This window comes from Aminobacterium sp. UBA4834 (genome assembly GCF_002400205.1).
GTDB classification, from domain to species: domain Bacteria; phylum Synergistota; class Synergistia; order Synergistales; family Aminobacteriaceae; genus Aminobacterium; species Aminobacterium mobile.
Genome location: NZ_DHFC01000010.1, coordinates 62,708 through 84,160, shown reverse-complemented (window position 1 = coordinate 84,160; position 21,453 = coordinate 62,708). Strand labels below are relative to the sequence as shown.

Annotated in this window: 21 protein-coding genes; 15 read left to right on the top strand and 6 right to left on the bottom strand. The window is 44.7% G+C overall.

Going from position 1 to position 21,453, the window contains the following annotated elements; translation table 11 throughout:
• Positions 1-179: 179 nt before the first annotated feature.
• From B3L97_RS04390 to B3L97_RS04355, 8 genes are all read left to right on the top strand, one after another.
• Positions 180-995, top strand: coding sequence for an ABC transporter permease (locus B3L97_RS04390; protein WP_286934304.1), 816 nt, complete (start codon positions 180-182; stop codon positions 993-995).
• A 5-nt stretch (positions 996-1,000) separates the two neighbouring features.
• Positions 1,001-1,486: a TIGR00725 family protein gene (locus B3L97_RS04385; RefSeq protein ID WP_024821413.1), complete on the top strand. Its 486-nt coding sequence runs from the start codon at positions 1,001-1,003 to the stop codon at positions 1,484-1,486.
• A complete protein-coding gene (locus B3L97_RS04380) occupies positions 1,483-2,526 on the top strand; it encodes an ABC transporter ATP-binding protein (protein WP_024821414.1) in 1,044 nt (347 codons plus the stop codon). Before B3L97_RS04385 ends, B3L97_RS04380 begins: the two co-directional genes overlap by 4 nt.
• Before the next feature lie 26 nt (positions 2,527-2,552).
• A complete protein-coding gene (locus tag B3L97_RS04375) occupies positions 2,553-3,635 on the top strand; it encodes an extracellular solute-binding protein (protein WP_024821415.1) in 1,083 nt (360 codons plus the stop codon).
• A gap of 63 nt (positions 3,636-3,698) precedes the next feature.
• Entirely contained in the window at positions 3,699-4,529 is an 831-nt protein-coding gene (locus tag B3L97_RS04370) for an ABC transporter permease subunit (RefSeq protein ID WP_024821416.1), read from the top strand.
• A gap of 62 nt (positions 4,530-4,591) precedes the next feature.
• Positions 4,592-5,467 (top strand): dTDP-4-dehydrorhamnose reductase, encoded by an 876-nt coding sequence (gene rfbD, locus B3L97_RS04365; RefSeq protein WP_286847068.1) that lies wholly within the window; start codon positions 4,592-4,594, stop codon positions 5,465-5,467.
• Positions 5,457-6,050: a ribonuclease HI family protein gene (locus tag B3L97_RS04360; protein WP_286847070.1), complete on the top strand. Its 594-nt coding sequence runs from the start codon at positions 5,457-5,459 to the stop codon at positions 6,048-6,050. Before rfbD ends, B3L97_RS04360 begins: the two co-directional genes overlap by 11 nt.
• A 48-nt stretch (positions 6,051-6,098) precedes the next feature.
• Positions 6,099-7,286, top strand: a complete 1,188-nt coding sequence (locus B3L97_RS04355; protein ID WP_286934302.1) for an MFS transporter — start codon at positions 6,099-6,101, stop codon at positions 7,284-7,286.
• On the opposite strand, the gene B3L97_RS04350 is transcribed toward B3L97_RS04355, so the two are convergent.
• Genes B3L97_RS04350 through B3L97_RS04330 form a run of 5 tightly spaced genes read right to left on the bottom strand, consistent with a single transcriptional unit; the run spans position 7,258 to position 12,691 of the window.
• Entirely contained in the window at positions 7,258-8,067 is an 810-nt protein-coding gene (locus tag B3L97_RS04350; protein WP_024821420.1) for an ABC transporter ATP-binding protein, read from the bottom strand. The two genes, B3L97_RS04355 and B3L97_RS04350, sit on opposite strands and share 29 nt — an antisense overlap.
• Complete coding sequence (locus B3L97_RS04345; RefSeq protein ID WP_286934301.1) at positions 8,064-8,843, bottom strand: ABC transporter ATP-binding protein; 780 nt, start codon at positions 8,841-8,843, stop codon at positions 8,064-8,066. The genes B3L97_RS04350 and B3L97_RS04345 overlap by 4 nt, the downstream gene beginning before the upstream one ends.
• Positions 8,840-10,024: an ABC transporter permease gene (locus B3L97_RS04340; RefSeq protein ID WP_286934299.1), complete on the bottom strand. Its 1,185-nt coding sequence runs from the start codon at positions 10,022-10,024 to the stop codon at positions 8,840-8,842. Before B3L97_RS04340 ends, B3L97_RS04345 begins: the two co-directional genes overlap by 4 nt.
• Entirely contained in the window at positions 10,024-10,998 is a 975-nt protein-coding gene (locus B3L97_RS04335; RefSeq protein WP_024821423.1) for an ABC transporter permease, read from the bottom strand. Before B3L97_RS04335 ends, B3L97_RS04340 begins: the two co-directional genes overlap by 1 nt.
• A gap of 10 nt (positions 10,999-11,008) precedes the next feature.
• Positions 11,009-12,691 (bottom strand): ABC transporter substrate-binding protein, encoded by a 1,683-nt coding sequence (locus B3L97_RS04330; RefSeq protein ID WP_286934298.1) that lies wholly within the window; start codon positions 12,689-12,691, stop codon positions 11,009-11,011.
• A 194-nt stretch (positions 12,692-12,885) separates the two neighbouring features.
• Between B3L97_RS04330 and mscL the strand changes: the two genes are divergently transcribed.
• The 3 genes from mscL (at position 12,886) to B3L97_RS04315 (ending at position 15,873) form a co-directional block, all read left to right on the top strand.
• Positions 12,886-13,341, top strand: a complete 456-nt coding sequence (gene mscL / locus B3L97_RS04325) for a large-conductance mechanosensitive channel protein MscL (RefSeq protein ID WP_034326166.1) — start codon at positions 12,886-12,888, stop codon at positions 13,339-13,341.
• 93 nt (positions 13,342-13,434) lie between these two features.
• Positions 13,435-15,234: a gamma-glutamyltransferase gene (gene ggt, locus B3L97_RS04320; protein WP_024821426.1), complete on the top strand. Its 1,800-nt coding sequence runs from the start codon at positions 13,435-13,437 to the stop codon at positions 15,232-15,234.
• Between the two features lie 108 nt (positions 15,235-15,342).
• Entirely contained in the window at positions 15,343-15,873 is a 531-nt protein-coding gene (locus B3L97_RS04315) for an O-acetyl-ADP-ribose deacetylase (protein WP_024821427.1), read from the top strand.
• A 73-nt stretch (positions 15,874-15,946) separates the two neighbouring features.
• Here B3L97_RS04315 and galE read toward each other — a convergent pair whose 3' ends face one another.
• Positions 15,947-16,921 carry a UDP-glucose 4-epimerase GalE gene (galE, locus tag B3L97_RS04310; protein WP_024821428.1) on the bottom strand — a complete coding sequence of 325 codons (975 nt, stop codon included), beginning with the start codon at positions 16,919-16,921 and terminating at the stop codon, positions 15,947-15,949.
• Positions 16,922-17,097: 176 nt separating this feature from the next.
• Between galE and B3L97_RS04305 the strand changes: the two genes are divergently transcribed.
• From B3L97_RS04305 to B3L97_RS04290, 4 genes are all read left to right on the top strand, one after another.
• Positions 17,098-17,301: a cold-shock protein gene (locus tag B3L97_RS04305; RefSeq protein ID WP_156923315.1), complete on the top strand. Its 204-nt coding sequence runs from the start codon at positions 17,098-17,100 to the stop codon at positions 17,299-17,301.
• Positions 17,302-17,690: 389 nt separating this feature from the next.
• Entirely contained in the window at positions 17,691-19,301 is a 1,611-nt protein-coding gene (locus tag B3L97_RS04300; RefSeq protein WP_286934296.1) for a sugar ABC transporter ATP-binding protein, read from the top strand.
• Entirely contained in the window at positions 19,294-20,349 is a 1,056-nt protein-coding gene (locus B3L97_RS04295) for an ABC transporter permease (RefSeq protein ID WP_024821431.1), read from the top strand. The genes B3L97_RS04300 and B3L97_RS04295 overlap by 8 nt, the downstream gene beginning before the upstream one ends.
• Positions 20,346-21,437: an ABC transporter permease gene (locus B3L97_RS04290; protein ID WP_024821432.1), complete on the top strand. Its 1,092-nt coding sequence runs from the start codon at positions 20,346-20,348 to the stop codon at positions 21,435-21,437. Before B3L97_RS04295 ends, B3L97_RS04290 begins: the two co-directional genes overlap by 4 nt.
• Positions 21,438-21,453 lie beyond the last annotated feature (16 nt).

The following is a 21,453-nucleotide window of genomic DNA, read 5'->3' as shown; positions in this document are numbered from 1 at the left end:
ATCCTCTTTACGCAGGGTTTTAATCAGATCTACTCCTTTACAAAATAGTAGGCTGGGATTTTTTCCCAGCCTTTTCTTTTTTGCAGAACTGTAACTTGAATAAAAATCTTTTCCAGTGTATTCTTTCTCTCAGAATTGAAGTCCGTGTTTTGAATATGGAGGAAATTGTAGTGCATTCAATGGTTCGTCGAGCGTTGTCTTTTTCGTTAGGGGCTCTCTATTTTTCCTATATTTTGGCCCCTATTTTTTTGATTTTAGTGGGGTCTTTGGGGGCGAAATGGTTTGGTACCCTGCTCCCAGAAGGATTTACGTGGTCATGGTATTTGGATCTTTTTTCTCAGCCCATGTACATGGATGCCTTGAAAAGAAGCCTTCTTGTAGCCTTTCTGACTGTTGTCGGCAATGCTTTTATCTCTCTTCCTGCTGTATATGCCGTTCATGTTCTTGACAGGCCAGTGTTGCGGTCTATCTTCAACTTTACAATTCTTTTGCCAGTAGCTATTCCTCCTGTCGTAATGGGACTCGGCATGATCCAGGCTTTTAACTGGCCTGGAATGGCTCTTATAGGTACATGGCAGCTTCTTGTTGCTGCCCATATGGTTTATACTCTCCCCTTTATGCTCCGTCCCCTCATGGCGAATATGGATCTCATAAACTGGAAAACACTGGAGGAAGCGGGATTTTCTCTTGGCGCTGGAACCATGGTTATGATGCGCCGTGTACTGGTTCCTAATCTTCTGCCAGGGCTTATTTCTGGGGCTCTTATGACATTTGCCATGTCTTTAGGGGAGTTTCAGCTCTCGGTAATGCTTACGGGCTCTCAGAGTCAGACCTATCCTGTTGTTTTATATCAGGCCTTTTACGTAAGTACGGGCTTTGCCTGTGCTGCTACTACAATATTAGCTGGACTCTCCCTTTTCTCTCTCTTTTGTGTGTTGGGGCTAGGAGCCCTTTTTGGTAAATCAGGTCACGAACAGACACTTCTCGGGAGTTGAGAAATATGAAAATAGTGAGTGTTATAGGCACATCAACTGCAGATGAAACCGTTTGGAATAATGCGTATCAAGTAGGACGGCTTCTTGCGAAAAACAGATGTGTTGTGGTGTGTGGTGGTCGCGGCGGAGTTATGGAAGCAGTGTGTCGTGGCGTCGCCGAGGGAAAAGGGATATCTATTGGTATCTTACCGGGAGAACGTTCGGAAGCTAATTTATGGGTGACGATCCCCCTTTCTACGTGCCTTGGAGAGGCGCGTAATACGGTTGTAGTTTCAGCTGGGGACGTTGTAATTTCTATTGGAGGAGCTTTTGGGACCCTCTCTGAAATAGGGTTTGCCCTAAAAATGGGGCGGCCGGTAATAGCTTTGGGGACGTGGCAGATTCAGGATGAAAAAGGCGAACCAGCGCCGCTAATTCATGCCGAAACTCCTGAAGAAGCAGTACAAGTGGCTCTTTCCATATTTGAAAATGAAAGGGACGAAAAAGAGTGAGTAGTGTAGATCTTCAACATGTAGTAAAACGATTCGGCCATTTTATTGCGGTAGATAATATTTCTTTAAAGGTAGAGAAGGCCGAATTTTTATCTCTTCTTGGCCCCTCAGGTTGTGGTAAGACTACAACGTTGCGCCTTATAGCGGGCTTTCTCCGTGCTGATGAGGGGAAAATCGTTATTGGGGGAGAGGATAAAACCCATACTGGGCCTCGAAATCGAAGAGTGGGCCTTGTCTTTCAGAACTACGCTCTTTTCCCCAATCTCAGCGTTTTTGAGAATGTAGCTTTTGGTCTCAGAGTTCAAAAAGTAAAAGAGAAAGAGATAGAACAGCGAGTTATGGAACTTTTGGAAATGGTAGGGCTTGCAGAGAAGCGTTGCGGGTACTCCAAAGAACTTTCTGGTGGACAGCAACAGCGAGTAGCTCTTGCTCGAGCTCTTGCCATTCGTCCCGATGTTTTGCTTCTTGATGAGCCTCTTTCTGCTCTTGACGCTAAGGTAAGAAATTCTCTTCGTTTTGAAATTAAAAAAATTCAAAGGGAGAGCATGATTACCACTATTTATGTGACTCATGACCAGGAAGAAGCTCTCTCTATTTCAGATAGAGTGGCAGTTATGAATCGGGGAAAAATAGAACAGGTGGGGACTGCCTGGGACATTTATTCTTCTCCTCGAACCCTTTTTGTGGCAGATTTTGTTGGTGTTAACAATATTATTACAGTTTCTACCTGTGGAGATGGGGTTGCCCATTGGCAAGACATTTCGCTAAAGCTAGCCTGTCTTGAGCGCCGCCCTGCTGGTACATATAAAATTATGGTTCGACCAGAACGTATGAGTTTGGGAACGGAACATGGCGGGTATAACGTACTCACCGGAGTTGTGGAAGGTCGGGTTTTTCTTGGTCCTCTCTCTCGCATTGCTGTAGCCATAGGGGGAGAACGGTTATTGGTGGATGCTTTGAATTCTCATGTGGTATCTATAGAACCTGGAGATCCTGTTCGCCTCGCATTTTCCCCGGAAGATGGGCACGTTTTAGAATAAAAAAGAGAATACGGAGGTTACGAAGGATGAAAAAAATTGCTACTTTAGTTCTCATAGCACTTGCTATCCTTGCATTTGCAGCCGGCTTCGCACTGGCTGCAGAGCAGGAACTTTATTCTGGCGAAAAAGAGTTGGCCGAATTGGCCAAACAAGAGAAAGGGCTTAGCAGCTACGATACAGGTCCTACTTGGGCGAACTGGCAGGGGTTATTCGATGGTTTTACAGCACGTTATGGCATTAAGCTTGTATATAATGACCTTGGGAGTGGAGCCACAGTTGTTCGTCTTGAAAAAGAGTTGAACAACCCTCAGGCCGATACTGCCTATTATTTTATGCCTTTTGGTGCTCTTGCCAAAGAGAGAGGTGTTACTCAGCCTTTTAAGCCTGTAAATTTCGATAAAATTCCAGATATTTTAAAAGATCCAGATGGACATTGGTTCTCCATTCATAAGGGAACTGTGGTTTTTGTAGTGAACAAGCGCCTAATTAAAGAATCTCCCACTTCTTGGGAGGCTCTTCTCGACCCGAAATATAAAAAATCAGTGGTATATCTAGACCCCAGAACAGCTGGAATTGGTTACGCTATTGTTATTGCCACGGCATACTCTCACGGTGGGTCCTTGGACAATCTAGAGCCAGGAATCGATTACCTTGCAGAACTTCAGAAGAACGGCAACGTTCGTATGATCGAAAAAACAACTCCTTTCGATAAGTTTATTAAAGGTGAAATCCCCGTGTGGATTACCTACGATTGGAATGGGTATCGGGCTAAATATATTGCCGGTCTTGGCGATGATGTAGATATTATTATTCCCGAAGAGGGGACTATAACGTCTCCCTATGCTGTCAGCATGGCGAAAGGAGCTCCGAATCCTAATAGTGCCAAACTGTGGTTGAACTATATCCTTTCCGATGAGGGGCAGCAGACCTTCGCAAAAGGTTTTGTTCGGCCCATTCGTGATGACGTAGAGCTTCCCGAAGAGGTTGCTGATAAGTTCCTTCCTGCCTCTGAATATGAAAAAGCTAAGAACGTAGACTGGGTTGCAGCTCAAAAAGTGCAGGAAAAAGCAGCACAGATGTGGGGCAACAAAGTCTTAGGAGAGAATTAGACGTTAATGGAATAAGGGGCGGCTTCCCTTTCCCGCCCCTTTTATTTGAAGGAGTGAACATCTGTGGAGAGACGTTACGTAGCATTTTTCTTTCTTGTCCCCCTTGTGCTTTTACTGGGGATTTTTCTCATATATCCATTGGCTCTGGTTTTTATCGAGAGCGTAAGTATAGATGGGCATATTTCCCTTGCTAATTACCTTATGCTCTTTACTAAAAATCTTTACCGGGAGTCTCTTGGTACAAGTCTTGCCCTCTCTTTCTCCACAGCCATTTTAGGGACAGTTATCGGCTTGCCCCTTTCCTACATCGTCTATAAAAGCCAAGGACGTTTCCGACAGTTTCTCATGGCCCTTACAGCTGTTCCCTTAACGTTTAGTGGCCTTGTGATAGGCTTTATGTTTATCATTTTGTTAGGTACAAGTGGTTTTATCACCATGATTTTCAGTCAGATATTCGGGTTTAACCCCTTGGAGTTTTCTGCTTTCCTCTTCACGTGGCGAGGTTTGGTAGTGGCCTATCTCTATTTCCTTATCCCTCGAATGATTCTTACTATGACAGCTGCCTGGAGCAATGCTGACTGGAGCCTTATTGAGGCGGCAATGAATCTGGGTGCTTCCCGAATGACTATTCTTTTTAAAGTGCTTCTCCCCATGTTAGGCCCTGCTATTTTTGCCGGATCCTCCCTTCTTTTTGCCGTAAGTATGGGAGCTTTTGGAACGGCCTTTGCTCTTACCGGTACAGGCGTTAAAATTCTTCCCCTCGTGATCTATACTCATATATCCGAGGTTTCTGTGGATATTGGGCGAGCTGACGCTCTGGCAGTGGTCCTTGCAGTCGTGACCACCGTGGTTATTACCCTTTACGAAAGGCTTTTTGCTTCTAAAGGGAGATAAGACAACAATCCCCCCCTCCTTCTATGATAAAATGTTGAGCACTACCGGAAGGAGGGAGTAGCATGGATTTTTTTATTACTGGAAGCGGTGGACAACTGGCATGTGCTTTCCAGCGCCTTTTCAAAGAAGAAGATCTTTCTTTTTCTGCATACTCCCGCCAAGAACTAGACATAACAGACATAGGGCGTCTCAGAAGGCGCATAGAAGAAGATAAGCCGAACTGTATTATCAACTGCGCGGCGTGGAACGACGTAGACGGTGCGGAACAAAATTGGCGGGGAGCGTATATGGTTAATGCCATGGGCTCCAAAAATGTAGCTATAGTTGCCGGGGAGCAGGGTATTCCCCTCATCTCTTTCAGTACAGACTATGTTTTTAATGGTAAAAGCGTACGCTCGTGGACTATTGCTGACGCACCTGATCCTCTTAATGTGTATGGGCGCAGTAAGCTTTTGGGAGAACAGTTTATTCGGGATCACACCTCTCGGTTTCTTATAGTAAGGGCGAGTTGGGTTTTTGGACCTGAAGGGAAAGAATCATCAAATTTCCTCAAAAAAGTGTTTCAATGGAGTCTGAATCAGCGGGAGCTTCGAATTGTCTCAGATCAGATATCGAGCCCTACATATGCTCCAGATCTGGCAGAGCGAGTATTGGAGCTCCTTTATCGTCGGGAATGGGGACTCTACCATCTTTCGTGTGCTGGCCGGTGTAGCCGTTTTGAATGGGCTTCTTTTGCTCTTAAAGAACTAGGATGGCAGGGAACCATAGAACCAGCACGAAGCGAAGATTTTCGGCCTTTAGCTCAGCGCCCAGCAATGAGCGCATTAGATTCTTTCCCCTTAGAGGAGTTGAGTATTCGTATGCCTCGTTGGGAAGATTCAACTCTTCGTTTTTTAAAATCTATTGGACAGAAGAATGGTGACATTAATGACATATAGTGGACATTTTGATGGAGCTTCCCGTGGAAATCCAGGTGAAGCAGGAGCAGGAGCCCTGCTTTATGACGGAGAAGGCAATATTATATGGCAAAAAACGACGTATCTTGGCTCCAAAACGAATAATGAAGCAGAATACGAGGGATTGCTCATGTTGCTTCGCGAAATAAGAGAGCGGAATATAGAGCAAATTGTTATTCGTGGAGACAGTCGACTTGTAATCTGCCAGATGAAAAAAGAGTGGAAAGTAGCCAGTCCCCATCTTAAAATACTTTGGGAAGAAGCCCAACGTTTGATCCGTGGCCGCTCCATTGCCTTTGAATGGGTTCCAAGGGAGGAAAACAGCGATGCAGATTGTCTGTCAAATCAGGCCATAGACAAACATTCTGCGGATAAGCCTTCCGTCAATGTTTTTGATCCTTCTCGCCTTGAAAAGGTGGCGCCTTCTATCTTTATTGCCCATGGGACGGAAGATTATGCTGTAGATGTAAAACATAAGGCATGTACCTGCCCGGGTTTTATGCACCAAAAGCGCTGTAAACATTTAGACGCAGCTCTCTCCTTCTTAAATGGTGCTAAGTCTTGAGACTCTATTGAGCTCTCGATAAAAACCTAGTATTAGGAGGCATTTGTTATGGCGTCGCAACTTGATAGAAGAACTTTCCGACTCTGCTGGCTCGTAACATATTTCAGTCAGACATTTGTCTCTATGTTCTTTCTCTATCCAGTGGCCATTCAACAGCAGGGATTCCCTTTTATCCTCACCGGGTGGCTCATGAGCATTTTCAGCGTCACATCTACGTTGGTTCGTCCTTTTAGTGGAATAATAACAGAGCGGATAGGCGTTCGGAAAAGTTTGCTCATAGCTTCTATTTTCCTTTTTGCTTCATCACTTCCGTTGTTGTGGGTTCAGTCTTTTTCCGGTCTCATGATCTTGCGGGCGTGTATGGGCTTCTTCTATGGAATAGTGATGGTAGCTATTACTACGTATCAGGCCCTGAGCATTCCGGCCGATCGCCGGGGGCGTTTGTACGCCTGGATCGCTATTGCGTATGTATTGCCTCTCGTAACAATTCTTCCAATAGCCGAATTCTTTCTCTCCCGTATGGGAACGAGCTTTTATCTTATTTTGGCCCCTCTTCTTGTCCTCGCTCTCATTTTTTCTACGAAGTACCTTCCGCGTCTCGCCGAACTGGAACATTCCGATGAAGATGACTCTCCTTTCCCCCATAACAGGAACCAGGCGCAACAATGGGGAAGTTGGAAAGAGATGTTTTCCGTTCCAGGTTTTTGGCCTCTTATGGCGACTCTTCTGACGTGGTCTCTCGTCAATTCCTCTACCTTACAATATATGCCCTCCCTTATTCATTCCAGAGGAATGATTGCCAGTGCTTTTATGATGACAAACGCAGTAGTTTCTCTCTTCTTGCGCTTCCTTGCCACGGGAATTATGGACCGCATAGACCGCACGTTGATAGGAAGCCTTTCCATTGCTCTTATGGGCGCTGTAGTGGTAGGTGCAAAAGTAGCTTTCAGTAACCAGGCTTTCTGCTTTTTAGGAGCTATTTACGGGATAGGCATGGGAATGGGTTTCCCTGTAATGCTTGCTTTAATGCCAGATATATTCCCTCGCCATCTTCAGCCGAAGGGAGTGGCGGCGGGGACTCTTCTTATGGAAGGGGGCTTCATTATAACTCCCTTCATTATGAGTTATGGAGGTTTTCTATGGGGGCTGGAGAATGTTTTGGCTCTTATGGGCGCTTTTGGATGTGCAAATGGATTGTTCCTTGCTTTTAAAGGCTGGAAGCGCTCACGTCGGTGAGAGTGGGCGTCGCATCTATAAGCCTTCGAGTGTATCTGTGTTTTGGGAAGGATAAGAGCTTTTGCGTTGCTCCCTCTTCGCAGCATTCCCCCCGTAACAATATCATGCCTTTCTCTGCTGCAGCCCTGGCGAGATAGAGATCATGTGTAACGAAAATCATAGACATGCCGTATGTTACTCTCTCACATAAAAGATCTACAATATCACTTCGAGTCGAGGCGTCTTGCATGCTTGTAGGCTCATCGCATAAAAGAAGCTCTGGTTCTAAAATCAGAGCTCGAGCCAAAGCGATACGCTGTCTTTGCCCTCCAGAAAGACCAGATCGAACGCGGGTGGAGAGAAGTCGATCTTCCCGTATCCCTAATTTTTCAAGAATATTTCTAGCTCTACCGTACGCTTCAGAGCGGCTTTTTCGCCCATATACGATAATCCATGGTTCTGCTACAGCATCTATAACTGTCAATGTGGGAGGCAGACTGCCGTAAGGATCCTGAGAAACATAACCACATCGTCGTCGAAGCCCTATGCGTTCTTGACGCGAGCAACGATGTATATTTCCCCCGAAAAGAAAAGACGCTCCTTCTGTAGGAGAAATAAGCCCTAATAAAATTCGTAAAAGAGTTGTTTTGCCACTACCTGATTCTCCAATAAGGGCAAGACTTTCTCCCTTTCGTAATATGAGATTTATATTTTTAAGAGCCCAACAACCACGTTCATTTCTTCTCCTGGATGGGAAGAAGACGCTAACCTTTCTTGCCTCTACGAGGAATCCGTTTGTCATGACAAATCTCCTTCTATCTTTTTCAGAGCTTGAACAAGCTGAATTGTATGAGAGTGACGAGGAGCGTTCACTATTTTTGAGGGGCTTCCTTCCTCAACAATCTCTCCGCTTTTCATTACTGCTATCTCATCACAAATATGGGTAGCTAAAGGGAGATCATGGGTTACGAAGAGCATGCCCATATTTCGTCTTTTTACTAAATTCTCTAGCATAGATATAATCTCTTTCTGAGTAATTACATCAAGAGCAGTTGTTGGTTCATCTGCGAGAAGGAAGGCTGGATCACACGCTAAAGCAATGGCTATGGCCGCTCGTTGCTTCTGCCCTCCAGATAGTTCATGGGGGTATCTTTTTGCAAGAAAAACTTCAAGTTCGGCCTCTTCGAGCAGAGAGGCGCATCTCTTTTTGGCAACTGAGCCGGAAAGTCCAAGATGAACCTCTAAAACTTCTTCTATATGTTCTCCTATGGTGAGCACTGGCGTAAAGGAATTCATAGCTCCTTGCGGAACCAGCGCTATCTCTTTCCATCGAATAGAGTTCAACATACTGTCATTAAGAGTTAAAAGGTTAATATTATCGTAAATAATGGTCCCTTCTACCGTGACTTGGGGAGAAAGGAGCCCTGGGATAGCCATGAGGAGAGAGCTTTTCCCACTTCCAGATTCTCCTACAAGGCCCGTAATGGTGCCTTTATGGAGAGTTAGAGATACGTTCTTGATGGCGAGTACCTTGTTTTTCCCTTCATAGGTTACGGAGAGGTTGATTATATCAATCATGACCGCGCTTCCCCCTTCAAAAGAGGATCCACTCGTTCTTCTAAATATTTCCCCAGATCAAGAAAAACCAGACAGAGCAATGTAATCCCCAACCCTGGAGGAATAAGTAGCCACCAGGCTCCTTGAGAGAAAGCGCCAAAAGCATAAGCTTCGTGAAGCATCCGCCCCCACGAAATGATGCGAGGATCTGAGAGCCCTAGAAAAGAGATACCTGCCTCAGATAGAATGACGCTAGGAACTCCCAAGGCGATATTTGCCAAAAGCAGGGGGAGGGTTTCTGGTAGCAAGTGGCGCCAGAGAATATAATGAGTCGGAGCACCAAGACCTCGCAAGCCCTCGATGTAGCCGCTATCTCGCAGAGTAAGTGTCATTGCTCGAACTGTACGAGCCGTCCCCATCCATGAAAAAAGCGAAAGAATAAGAACCAATTGCCAAAGGCCCTTCCCCCAAAAAGCGGCTAAAACCATGAGGATGGGGAGGATTGGGATGGAGAGAAGCACATCTACACCTCTCATAATGAGGGCATCAAGCCATCCCCCAACATAACCACTTAAGAGTCCAAAAGAAAGGCCTAGAAAAGTGGCCAGAAAGGTTGCGCTGATCCCTACTATCAGGGAAACTCTCACCCCCTCTATAAAAAGGAGCAAGACATCTCGGCCGCGCTGATCTGTTCCTAACGCTCCCCACCGCCCTCCCTCTATATGTAAAGCGAGGTCTCCCTTTACAATATATTCTGGGTGATCAAAAGCAAGAGTGTACTCTCCCTCTTCAGGGAAAAGAACCTGAGGAACTTGTGCAAAAGGAGAGGCGCCAAGCATCTCTTTAAAAGCCATGTCCCGCCCGTCTATCTCCAGAGTTGTTTCCCCTTGAGGAAAGAGCAGCAAAAAAAGTTCTCGATCTGGCATTATCCAGAGGAGAGAGACAGGCTTTGTAGCTACAATATACCCTACGAGACGAAGGCGAGCTGGAGGGCTATATGTCCATGCAATAGAGGATTCCCCTTTGTTTTTCGATATGGCGAGGTCTATCGTAGGAGGAAGATTGTGACGTAGCCATAGTGGTTTCGCAAAGGGCGGTGCTACTTCATCAGAAGGAGAAATGCTAAAAAGGGAGGGGCCCACCATTGCCAAGAAGAAGAGGCATAGGAGGACACGGAAGCTCCATCGTCGACGCAGCTCCATTATTTTTCTCTCCTTTCAAAACGAACCCTCGGGTCTACTATGCCGTAAAGAAGGTCAGCAGCCAGGTTGCTGAAAATTGTCAGTAAAGCGAGAAGATAGAAGGCAGCGCTGGCAGCAGGATAGTCGCGACCGGTTACAGAATCGAAGAGGAAACGACCTACTCCATGCAGAGAGAAAACAGTTTCTGTAATGACTGCCCCTGAAATAATCCCTGGTATGGAGAGGAGCAAAATAGTGAGGAGGGGAGGGATAAGAGTGCGGAAAGCGTGATTCCAGACAATTCGTTTTTTCGGGAGGCCTCGAGCCTTTCCCATGGCAATAAAATCTTCCCCCAAAACTTTCACCATAAGGTTTCGCACATAGAGAGCCCATCCTCCAAAACTGAGAAGGACTAAAGATCCTACAGGCAACATAAGATGCCACACGTAGTCGATTATGGAGACCCAGAATCCTTGAGGAGGAGGGATGGAGACACTGCCTCGAAGTGGGAAGAGGGGAAGAGCGTAAGCAAAAGCCATAAGTAGAATGAGTTGCAAAAAGAAAGAAGGAAAAGAGAAGGAAAGAGCGCCGCCCCATAGAACAATTCTCTCTCCCCAGCACCCCCTTTGTAACGCAGCTCGTATACCAAGCCATGTGCCAATACCTGCAGAAAGGAGCAACGCTGATCCGAGCAGCGCAATAGTATTGGGGAGACGGGAGGATAGCTCTTCCCAAATAGGCCGAGCGGTGAGAAAAGACAATCCAAAATGGAAAGTGACCATTTGTTTCATATAGAGAATAAATTGAGTCTCCAGAGGCTTATCCAGACCGTATAGACGTTGCAATTCCATCTTGGCTTCAGGAGAAAATCTGGGATCCAGAATGGTTCCTACAGGATCTCCCGGCATAAGGCGGAAGAGCAAAAAATTTAAGACAAGAACAATGAACAGAACGAGAATGGAGCCTGCTATTCGTCGAGCCCAGTAATTTTTCATGGTTGATCCCTCATTTGCGAAGAAGCCAGAAGTGGGGGTTGCGTATAAAGTGAACGTACTCTCCAGGGCGATATTCTTTGAAGATAAAGGGCCCTGACCCCACCAACTGGGAGAGTCCCTCTTCGCCTTCCAACGGGGTTTGTGCTGGTTTCCAACTCTGCCAATCCGATACTTTTTCCAGTATATGACGAGGAAAAATAGGGAGCCCCCCAATATTATGGAGATGCCAATAGCTCGTGGTCTTCATAGTAACCTCCAAGGTGTATTCGTCAGGCGTCTCAACTTTATCAACATCACTCACAGCATCATAAAATCGAGGTGGCCGATGTTTTTTAAGAAAGCTAATAGTAAAAGCAGGGTCAGAAGCTGTCAGGGGACGTCCGTCCTGCCACGTAACCCCTTTCCTAATATGGAAGGAGAGTTTTGTTGCCGGAAGGTCTCCCTCTCTTATAGTCTCTATCTTCCATGATTCAGCGATCCATGGAAGATCGCCCAGGTTTTCAGGATTTATTGCCAGAAGGGCGTCGTAAATAAGTGACAGAACGTTCCAGTCATAGGCGGAACTGGCTGTTAGAGGGTTGAGAGAGCGTGGCTCATCTGCAAGAGCTACACGAAGGGGTTCCATAGAACCTTCCCTCGGTTCCATGCGCAGGAAACTCCATATATTATCCGATGTTGTATAGGAAGTGGCATACGTCCCTTTCCACAACGTCGAAGCGGCGGATATGGAATATCGACTGTAGATCGGAACTACTGGCACAATGTCTGCCAACATCTTTTGGGCTTCAGAAGTTGCCAATCGAGCAGAGGCTTCGTCGTGGGCCCATCGAAGCCTTTCGAGAATGCTATCCAGGTTGGAATTATATATGCCAGGAATATTATATCCGCCCTTTACGTCCATAGAGGAGTGGTATAAGGCGAACAAGGAATCTGGGTCCCGTGTCATCTGCCACGCCAAAACATATGCATCGAATTTTCGCTCGTCCAGCAGTGCGATCATAGTAGAAAAATCCATGGGTTCGACCTCTATGGGAATCCCAATGGCTCGAAGAGAAGCCGCAGCTTGTTCGGCGATCTCTGCTGTTGTGGGAGCTATCTGAGCAGTAGGCGAGAGGAGCTTCTGTGGAGTAAGAGTTCTTTTAGCATCAGGTCCGGTCCCATCTGGAGATACGAGGATGCCATTTTTGTTCCAGCTCCAGCCAGCTTCCTGTAGACGTTTTTTCGCATGATCAGGGTTATAAGGGTAGGTAACCACATTTTGTTCAAAGTAGGGAGAAGCTGGAGGTAAAAAGGTAGACAGTGGCTCTGCATAGCCCGAGAAAAGGTCTCGTACCAGTTTCTCTCGTGGAATTGCCTCGCAAACGGCCTGGCGTAACGCTACAGAGTTCCATGGAAAGGCTCGTAAATTAAAACCGAGGAAAAATCCGTGGAATCCTTTTGCAAGAGACATGCCTATTGAGAGATTCTGAGACAACCTCTCAATATCTACAGGTCGAGCAATATCACTGAGGATATGAACCTGCCCCTTCTCCAGAGCCAAAAGTTGGGCATCAGGATCACGTACAATTATCAAATATAAATCTGTAACACGAGGACCAGAAAAAGAGCTCATCTCAAAAGCTCTTGCAGACACTGGTAAAATCATGACGAAACTAAGAATAAAAATAGCTACAATTATCAGTGTACGCTTCATCTTCTCACCCCCATAAAATGGTGCCAGGTCTTGAATTGCGCAGCGTTTTTATAACTTCATTTTTATCGTGTTCTTTTTATTGTCCATTGTAATATTATTTTTTATTCCTGCCCCATGTATTTACCGATAAAGATGTTTAGATTGTTTCATTATATAATATAGGGATAACTATTTTTTAATATAGGGGGGATACCATGTCTATCTTAAAAGAATTCAAAGAGTTTGCCGTGAAGGGTAACGCTATGGATATGGCGGTAGGAATCATTATTGGTGGAGCATTTGGGAGCGTTGTTTCTTCTTTGGTGAATGATGTAATAATGCCGCCTATTGGGTTACTTATGGGCAATGTAGATTTTAAAGATGTTTTTTGGGTTTTGAAGGAAGGGGCGACGGCTGGGCCCTATGTTTCTTTGGCGCAAGCAAAAGAGGCTGGAGCTGTTACATTGAATGCAGGTTTGTTTATTAACTCCATAGTAAGCTTTCTTATAGTGTCCTTCGCTGTTTTTGTCCTTGTGAAAAATTTGAACCGACTAAGAAAGCCATCAATGCCAGCACCGAAACCACCAGTAAAAATATGCCCGTACTGCTTCACTGAAATTCCTGAACAGGCTCTTCGATGCCCAGCTTGTACTTCTACTTTGGAAAAATAAAATAAGGCCAGATCTTGAAATGTTCAGGATCTGGCACGGCCTTATAATATGGGAATGTAGGTGCAGATTAATGGAAATATGGGGTTATAGGAGATGAAAATACGTAAGTTAAGGTTTTGCAACGCTGGATTTCTGGGCTCGGGACATGGCATCATTTGTTGTTCCTTTATACTATATGCCTTCCTCTTTTTTGCCCCAACATCTCAGGCTGTAACGATAGCTCCTGTCCTTCAATCTGATCACGGCATTGTTGTTGCGATGAATCCTGATGCCGCTAAGGTTGGGGCAGAAATTTTGGAGAAAGGTGGGAATGCTTTTGATGCGGCTATAGCAGTGAGTGTGGCTTTGGGAGTGGTAGAGCCCTATGGTTCTGGTTTGGGGGGAGAGGGGTATCTTATTGGCAGAACAGCTGATGGGGAGAGATTTGCTTTGGACTTTCGCAGCGTTGCTCCTCATTTGGCTACATATGAAAATATAAGAAAGAGTAAGATGTCATTTGCGAAGACGATGCAAACTCTGAAGGGGGCAGGTGTTCCCGGCCTTCCCGCTGCTCTGGAATACATTCATAAAAAGCTGGCAACCATGCCTTTATCGGATTTGATATCGCCGGCTATCCACTTAGCGGAAGAAGGATTTGTGGTTACTAAGGAATTCGCCCAGGCAGTGGCTTTTTACTACGATCACCTGATCCTTTCCGCTCCTGATTTTCTAAAGAACGGACAGCAACTTTGGAAAGAGGGAGACCGATGTTTCAATCTACCTTTGGCCCAAACGCTTCGCATTTTGAGTCAAGAAGGATTGCAATCGTTTTATAGTGGTTCTATTGCTGATTCTATAGAAACATTTATGAAACACAACGAGGGCTGGATTCAAAAAGGAGATCTTCAGTCTTATAGTGTATGTGCGCGAAGCCCTCTTCATGGAACGTATCGAGACTACGATATATATGTAGCGGGAATGCCAGCAGGAGGGCCGCGTCTTATTGAAACCCTCAATATTTTGGAGAAATTCAATATCTCTGCTTTTGAATGGGACGACCCATTACGAATACACCTTATGCAAGAAATTTTTATCCTTACAGCACTGGATCAGGAAAAATTCGTAGGTGATACATCTTTTGACGATCTGCCAGAACATGGTCTAGTAGATAAAAAATATGCTCAACGTCGTTTTATGGAGCTTAATCTATCTCAGGCTTCTTCCCCAGAGGAATGGAAACAACGCTACGGAAATCCTCTCCTTTTTGAAGAGGGCAAAAAATTCTCAGATATTTTAATAGAAGAAAAACCCTATAAAGCTCCTATAGAAAACAAGGAAATTGTGCCTGTAGAATCATCCTCTACAACCCATTTTGCCATAGTGGACCAATGGGGGAATACTGTTTCCTGGACACAAACCATATCCGATTTTTGGGGAACAGGCTATTGGGTAGGAGGTTTTTTTCTTAACAACGAATTATGTAATTTCCAAGATGGATCTGCACAGGGAGACCCGCTTTACATGGAAGAAGGGAAACGCCCTCGCACTACAATTGCCCCTTTAATTATAGAAAAGGGCGGAAAGATTAAGTGGGTGCTTGGAACGCCTGGAGGAGGACGTATCGTTTCCACCTTAGTTCAGGTAATAGTAGATCTTGTCGATTTTCATATGACCCTTGAGGAGGCTGTAAAAGCTCCTAAATTTGTAGGCTACACTCTGTATCCAGAGTTGCGCATGGAAGACGCTTTCCCTGTGAACACTATAAAATGCCTTGAGAAATTTTTCGGCCATACTGTGAAATTGTACCCATATCCAGATGCATTTTTTGGTGGATTAAATGCCATTGGTGTCAATGAAAATGGCATCGTTCAAGGAATAGGCTCTCTGCGCCGCAATGGTGCTGCTGGAAAATAAATGACATCACCCTTACAAACAAGAAAACAAATGACAGTAAAAAATAAGTATTTTTTAAGTACTTTTAATGGACAAAGGCAATTTTTTCACGAAAGGAGAGGGAGTATTATGACTATCGATAAGAGGATCCGCCTCTACGAGGGAGACATAACGACTATGGCGGTGAATGCCATTGTTAATGCCGCAAATACGTCTCTTCTTGGCGGTGGCGGAGTGGATGGTGCTATTCATAGAGCTGCGGGCCCCGAGTTGCTTAAAGCCTGTCGTTCTCTTGGAGGGTGTGCCACTGGAGATGCAAAGATAACAAAGGGATATAATCTTCCCGCCTCTTACGTCATCCATACCCCCGGGCCGGTTTGGCACGGCGGAACGAGGGGGGAAGCAGAGCTTCTGGCTTCATGCTACCGTCGAAGCCTGGAACTTGCAAGGGATCATGACTGTACTACAATAGCGTTCCCGGCTATAAGCTGTGGTGTCTATGGCTATCCTGTTGCGGAAGCATGCTCAATAGCGCTGAATACGATTTCGGATTTCCTGGCGAACGACCAAAAAATCAAGGTAGTTTATCTGGTTGCCTTTGGTTCGGTGATTGCGAGGGAATACGAGAAACTTGGGGTGCCTGCGGCGGAAGAAATATAATTTCGCAGAGAGGGAAAAGAGAGGCGCCGTTTTTCCTTCTCTGCTATTCCACACTGTATCCTTGCGAGCATCGCTATCCGAATCTTTTTTGATGCCACGCCCAGGCTGTTTCGACAATCTGTTCCAAAGCGGCATAGCGTGGTTCCCATTCCAAAGTCTTGATAGCTTTTTGAGAGGAAGCCACGAGTTTCGCGGGATCTCCCCAACGTCGTGCTCCGTCTATAGTGGGGACGGGATGTTGGGTTACCTTTCGTACTGTTTCTATAATATCGAGTACAGAATAGCCGCTTCCATTCCCAAGGTTATATGTTTCTATGGAGGCTTTCCCTGCTAAAAGGCGCTGTAATCCTAAGACATGAGCTTGTGCCAAGTCCGTTACATGAATGTAGTCTCGCACACACGTACCGTCCTTTGTAGGGTAGTCTCCACCGAAAATAGCAATAGACGCACGCCGCCCCAGCGCCACATCAAGTACAAGAGGAATCAGATGGGTTTCAGGAGAGTGATCTTCCCCTGTACGTCCCTGGGGGTCTGCCCCTGCGGCATTAAAATAACGGAAAGAAATACTTTTAAGTCCATAGGCGTCATAATAGCGGCGCAACACACTTTCGAGGAAGAGCTTTGTTTCGCCATATACATTTGTGGGTGTTTTGTTGGCTTCTTCTGAAATTGGCACAGTTTCAGGCTCGCCATAAACAGCGGCTGTAGAAGAAAGCACAAAAGACATAACGTTATGGCTTCTCATCGCGCGTAAAAGATTGAGTGTCCCAGTTATATTGTTCCAATAGTATCCTTCTGGTTCCTTCATAGACTCCCCTACAAGACTGAGAGCTGCGAAGTGAAGTACACCTTCAATAGGATATGTATCAAAAACTTTTTGTACAAAAACTTCATCCCGTAAGTCGCCTTCCGCGAGATAGGGAGAAAAGACAAGATCTTTATGCCCGCGGCTGAAATTATCGAGAACGACTACATGGAAGCCAGCTTCCTGTAAAGCCAAAACTGCTGTGCTACCTATATACCCAGCTCCTCCTGTGACGAGAATCATTGCTATCACCCCTTAAAAATACAAACAATTGAAGTATACCTGAAAAAGTTTGAGAGTGCTTTCTCTTTTGTGTTTTTTGTATAATTGAATAGAGAGTGCTAGACCTTTATTTAGAAATATGATAGCGTGATAAACGCTGGTTTGAGGCCGGCTATTCGATTTATTTAGGAGGAAAAATCTTGAAACAGGGAACAGTCAAATGGTTTAATGCGACGAAGGGCTATGGGTTTATTACGAGCGATGAGGGGAAAGATGTCTTTGTCCATTTTAGCGCTATTCAGGGGGATGGTTTCAAGACTCTCGATGAAGGTCAGCGAGTTTCCTTCGATGTAACAGCCGGCGCAAAGGGAGATCAGGCAGCAAACGTTATAAAACTTTAGTTTTATAACGTAACGTCAAGTCTTGAATGTATGCAATTGTGCTTAAAGTATACGAATAAAGCATGTTGATAGAGAAGGTGGCCCAAAGGTACATGGGCTGCCTTTTTTTATGTGCCACTTCCTTGCTGCTCTATACCTAAGTTATGCAATGTATCCTCTCTTTTCTGTGCCCATGCGAATTGTTGCGTGCTATACGCAATGTTGACAATTACAACTGAAAGTGGATCCGCTTTTTTCTCCTCATTTGAAACCGAATTCTATTTTTCTTAAGTATATACAAGTTTAAAAAATTTAAAGATATCCTCTTGACTGAGAAATATTGCTGTGTTAATGTTCAAATGTCCAACAGCCATACTGTAGGATATTGTTTAAAGAGAGGGGGGTGCGGAATGTTTGATTCGAAACCGCTTCTGCAAATGTGCAGTATCTGTAAGGACTTTTACGGCAATAAAGTTCTGGAAGGTATCGATTTTCACTTGAAGCGGGGAGAAATTATAGGCTTAGTGGGGGAAAACGGAGCTGGAAAATCAACCCTCATGAACGTTCTGTTTGGAATGCCTGTTATCCATGACACAGGCGGTTATAGTGGAAAAATTCTAATAGAAGGGGAAGAGGTTCATTTTACTAACCCTTTGGACGCTATTGATAACGGAATAGGAATGGTTCATCAAGAATTTTTCCTCATCCCAAGCTTTACCGCAACAGAGAATATCCTTCTCAATAGAGAAGTCTCTCGATACAACCCTTTAGTTGAAGTTTTTGGTGATCGTTTTCGATTGTTGGATAGACCCGCTATGAAAAAACGCGCAGAAAAAGCGATACAGGTTTTGGGGGTAGATATCCACCCAGATGCGCTCGTTTCAGAGATGCCGGTAAGTTATAAACAATTTACTGAAATAGCGCGCGAAATAGATAGAGAGCAGATGAAAATTTTAGTTCTCGATGAGCCCACTGCCGTACTAACGGAGTCTGAGGCAGAGACTTTCTTGAAGACATTAAAGAGACTATCTGCGAAAGGAATTGGTCTCGTCTTTATATCTCATAGGCTTCAGGAAGTTCTAGATGTATGCGACCGCATTATCGTTTTAAGAGATGGCCGGGTTATTAGAGATATTCCCACATCAGAAGCGGATATTCGAAGCATTGCATCGTGGATGGTTGGTCGCGAGATTAAAGAAAGCTCAACACAAGTCAATAAAAGAGAAAAAACAAAAAGGCCTGTAGTTTTATCTGTTCAGAACTTACAAGTGGATATGCCTGGAGAAAAAGTAAAAAATGTTTCTTTCGATGCTTTTGGTGGAGAAATATTAGGTATTGGAGGACTTGCAGGGCAGGGGAAGCTCGGTATCCCCAATGGCATTATGGGATTGTTCCCTTCCAGGGGAACTGTCTTATTAGATGGTAAAGAACTTAAACTTAATGATCCTCTTTCCTCATTACGGTCAGGCCTGTCTTTTATCTCAGAAGATAGAAGGGGAGTTGGTCTTCTCCTCGATGAGTCCATAGCTTTAAATATTGCCTTTACTGCCATGCAGGTCCATGAACGATTTATTAAAAAACTCCTCGGTGGATTTATTAAATGGAGGAATGAGGAAGAATTGTATCAATATGCAGAGGACTATATAAAAAAGTTAGATATAAAGTGTACTGGACCAAACCAAAGGGTTATAGAACTTTCCGGAGGAAACCAGCAAAAAGTGTGTGTCGCAAAGGTCCTTGCCACTTCCCCTCACGTCCTCTTTGCTTCAGAACCTACTCGGGGCATTGATATAGGGGCAAAACAGCTTGTCCTTGATGTTTTAAAGGAATTTAACGAAAAATTGGGGACGACTATTATTGTGACGAGTTCTGAACTTCAAGAGCTTCGTTCTGTCTGCCATAGAATTGCAATTGTTAGTGAAGGGGAGATAGCAGATATCCTCCCAGCAGATGCTCCTTTGGAAGAATTCGGTCTCCTTATGCTTGGCAATAAGAAAAAGGAGGAAGCAACTCATGCATAACTCCCAACAAATAGAAAGAATCGTAGCGCAATTTGGTTGGCCTCGTGTCATTATTGCTTTCTTTCTTGTGATACTCTTTGCTATTGCTCCTTTTGTTGGCGTTCGCGTGGATACGTCCTTAAGCGACACATTAGTTAGGGTAGGAATGAACGGCATTATGGTGTTAGCCATGGTTCCCATGATCCAGTCCGGTTGTGGCCTTAACTTTGGGTTGCCTTTAGGTGTTATAGCTGGGCTTGTTGGCGCAGTGACATCTATGGAATTTTCCTTACAGGGATTTACAGGTTTTTTTGTAGCTCTTTTAATTGCTATCCCTCTCGCGGCTCTTTTAGGCTATATCTATGGCTGGATTTTAAATCTGGCGAAAGGCGATGAAATGATGATCGCCACCTATGTAGGTTTTTCCTCTGTGGCTTTTATGTGTATGATGTGGCTCCTTTTGCCCTATCGTAATCCACTCATGCTGTGGGGATTTGGTGGTAGTGGTTTGCGAACTACGATCAGTCTCGAAGGTTTTTGGCTTGAAGTTTTGAACAAATTTTTAGCTTTCCGTATTGGTAATTACTTCTTTTTCCCAACAGGCACCTTCCTTTTTTTTGTGGCGGCATGCTTTTTAGTGTGGGCTTTTTTCAGAACGAAAACAGGAACTGCTATGACATCTGCAGGGAGTAACCCGCAATTTGCCAGAGCTAACGGCGTTAATGTCGATCGCATGAGAGTTTTATCGGTAATTATATCTACTGTTCTGGGTGCAGTTGGGATGGTTGTGTACGAACAAAGTTATGGTTTTATCCAGCTCTATATGGGGCCTTTTTACATGGCTTTCCCAGCTGTAGCAGCAGTGTTGCTAGGTGGAGCTTCTGTAAACAAAGCGACAATTACGAACGTTGTTATAGGAACGTTGCTCTTCCAAGGAATACTGACCATGACCCCTTCTGTTATTAACGGTCTTCTAGAGACAGACATGTCAGAGGTTATTCGAATCATTGTCTCTAATGGCATGATTTTATACGCTCTTACCAGGAAAGAGCAGGTGAAAAAAAGATGAAAAAACATTCTTTAAAGGGGTTTATATTATCGAACATAGTTCCCATCATATTTCTTGTTTTCGCTCTTTTCGCCATTCCTATCTCAGGCTTAAGTTGCCACTATCTTCTTCAGGAAATGATAACTCGCCTAAGCCGTAATACTTTTCTGGTTTTATCTCTTCTTATACCAGTACTTGCCGGAATGGGATTGAATTTTGGAATGGTTCTTGGCGCAATGGCCGGGCAAATTGGTTTAATCCTTGCCGTCGATTGGGGTGTTGCAGGTATTCCGGGCTTGTTGATAGCAGCTTTGATAGGAACCCCCATATCCATTCTTTTAGGCCTTCTTTGTGGGTATGTAATGAATAGAGCAAAAGGCAGGGAAATGGTGACTTCGTATATTTTAGGATTCTTCATGAATGGGGTTTACCAATTCGTGGTTCTTTATTGTATGGGATCGATTTTCCCACTCAAAGATCCTGAACTTTTGCTCTCTAGAGGGTACGGCGTAAGGAACACAATGGCTCTTCCCGGCATTAGGAAGGCGCTGGATTCTCTTGTGACAATAGAAATACAAGGGCTTTCTATCCCTGTAGCAACTTTTGTGGTTATTTTAGCCTTTTGTCTCCTTTTGGTCATGTTTGAAAAGACAAAACTTGGGCAAGACATGCGGGCTGTAGGTAAGGATATGGCCGTTGCAGATGGGGCTGGAATTCCTGTGGAAAAAACGCGTATCGTGGCCATTATTATTTCCACTCTTCTTGCTTGTTACGGGCAAATTATCTTCCTGCAAAATCTTGGAACCATAAATACCTACAATAGTCATGAACAGACAGGTATTTTCGCTATAGCAGCGCTCCTTATTGGTGGTGCCACAGTTTCGAAGGCACGTATTTCCAATGTTTTTATCGGAGTCCTCCTCTTTCACTTAATGTTTGTGATCTCACCGACTGCTGGAAAAAATCTTATAGGGGATGCGCAGCTTGGTGAATACTTTAGGGTATTTGTTTCTTACGGGATTATTGCTGTAACTCTTTTGCTTCACGCGTGGGAACGACGTCGAGCTCGAATAGCTCGAATGAAAATGGAAGACGAAGATCTGGTTTAGAAGAGAAGAGGTGATT

Excerpts from the sequence above, each read along its gene's own strand:
- B3L97_RS04345 (WP_286934301.1), bottom strand. The coding sequence starts at position 8,843 with ATGATTGATATAATCAACCTCTCCGTAACCTATGAAGGGAAAAACAAG.
- B3L97_RS04360 (WP_286847070.1), top strand. The coding sequence starts at position 5,457 with ATGACATATAGTGGACATTTTGATGGAGCTTCCCGTGGAAATCCAGGT.
- B3L97_RS04295 (WP_024821431.1), top strand. The coding sequence starts at position 19,294 with ATGCATAACTCCCAACAAATAGAAAGAATCGTAGCGCAATTTGGTTGG.
- B3L97_RS04340 (WP_286934299.1), bottom strand. The coding sequence starts at position 10,024 with ATGGAGCTGCGTCGACGATGGAGCTTCCGTGTCCTCCTATGCCTCTTC.
- B3L97_RS04300 (WP_286934296.1), top strand. The coding sequence starts at position 17,691 with ATGTTTGATTCGAAACCGCTTCTGCAAATGTGCAGTATCTGTAAGGAC.
- B3L97_RS04330 (WP_286934298.1), bottom strand. The coding sequence starts at position 12,691 with ATGAAGCGTACACTGATAATTGTAGCTATTTTTATTCTTAGTTTCGTC.
- galE (WP_024821428.1), bottom strand. The coding sequence starts at position 16,921 with ATGATTCTCGTCACAGGAGGAGCTGGGTATATAGGTAGCACAGCAGTT.
- B3L97_RS04290 (WP_024821432.1), top strand. The coding sequence starts at position 20,346 with ATGAAAAAACATTCTTTAAAGGGGTTTATATTATCGAACATAGTTCCC.
- B3L97_RS04315 (WP_024821427.1), top strand. The coding sequence starts at position 15,343 with ATGACTATCGATAAGAGGATCCGCCTCTACGAGGGAGACATAACGACT.
- ggt (WP_024821426.1), top strand. The coding sequence starts at position 13,435 with ATGAAAATACGTAAGTTAAGGTTTTGCAACGCTGGATTTCTGGGCTCG.
- B3L97_RS04385 (WP_024821413.1), top strand. The coding sequence starts at position 1,001 with ATGAAAATAGTGAGTGTTATAGGCACATCAACTGCAGATGAAACCGTT.
- B3L97_RS04390 (WP_286934304.1), top strand. The coding sequence starts at position 180 with ATGGTTCGTCGAGCGTTGTCTTTTTCGTTAGGGGCTCTCTATTTTTCC.
- mscL (WP_034326166.1), top strand. The coding sequence starts at position 12,886 with ATGTCTATCTTAAAAGAATTCAAAGAGTTTGCCGTGAAGGGTAACGCT.
- B3L97_RS04375 (WP_024821415.1), top strand. The coding sequence starts at position 2,553 with ATGAAAAAAATTGCTACTTTAGTTCTCATAGCACTTGCTATCCTTGCA.
- rfbD (WP_286847068.1), top strand. The coding sequence starts at position 4,592 with ATGGATTTTTTTATTACTGGAAGCGGTGGACAACTGGCATGTGCTTTC.
- B3L97_RS04350 (WP_024821420.1), bottom strand. The coding sequence starts at position 8,067 with ATGACAAACGGATTCCTCGTAGAGGCAAGAAAGGTTAGCGTCTTCTTC.
- B3L97_RS04335 (WP_024821423.1), bottom strand. The coding sequence starts at position 10,998 with ATGAAAAATTACTGGGCTCGACGAATAGCAGGCTCCATTCTCGTTCTG.
- B3L97_RS04355 (WP_286934302.1), top strand. The coding sequence starts at position 6,099 with ATGGCGTCGCAACTTGATAGAAGAACTTTCCGACTCTGCTGGCTCGTA.